Source organism: Paenibacillus sp. MZ03-122A, assembly GCF_024213325.1.
GTDB classification, from domain to species: domain Bacteria; phylum Bacillota; class Bacilli; order Paenibacillales; family Paenibacillaceae; genus Paenibacillus; species Paenibacillus polymyxa_B.
Window position 1 is genome coordinate 1 of record NZ_JANAVI010000055.1, and the last position, 764, is coordinate 764.

Below are 764 nucleotides of genomic sequence, written 5' to 3' on the forward strand. Positions count from 1 at the left end.
ATGAGCCGTAATCCGTTGTTTGATACGATGCTAGTGCTGCAGAACATGGCGCAAACGGAGCTTCAGTTGGACGGTCTACAGATTAGTGCTGCGGCTTTTGATAATTTGGCCGCGAAATTCGACTTGACGATCAATGCAGTGGAAAACGCACAGGGGCTGCAGATCGTACTTGAATACCGGAAGGCCTTGTTTGAGCAAGCGACGATGGAACGCTGGTTGGGGCACTTCGGCAACGTGCTGGCGACCGTTACGCAGGAACCGTTACAAGCGATTGCGGAAATTCGGATACTGTCGGAAGAAGAGCAGCAACAGCTTTTGCAATTCAATGACACGGCAGCAGATTATCCGCATGACAAAACCATTGTCGACTTGTTTGAAGAACAAGTGGCGAGAACACCAGACGCCGTAGCGGTGGTATTCGAGTCCGAGCGCGTGACGTATGCAGAGCTAAACGTGAAGGCAAACCAGTTGGCAAGGGTATTGCGAACAAAAGATATTGGAACTGATCGGGTTGTGGGCATCATGGCGGAACGTTCGATGGAGATGATTACGGGAATCCTCGCGATCCTCAAGGCCGGAGGCACGTATTTGCCAGTCGATCCTGCATATCCGGCCGAGCGGATCGCGTACATGCTGGACGACAGTAGCACGGATCTATTGCTGGTATACGGGGATTCGGAACTCCCGCAAGCGTATAAAGGCACCGTACTGAATTTAGCGGATGGTTCGCTGTATACGGGAAACACGTCGAACCTGCCTGTGGC

General features: G+C 52.2%; 1 protein-coding gene. It reads left to right on the forward strand.

The window, feature by feature from the left end; all coding sequences use genetic code 11:
* Positions 1–764 (forward strand): AMP-binding protein (locus NLX74_RS25515; protein WP_254330934.1); only part of this gene is annotated, 764 nt, incomplete at both ends.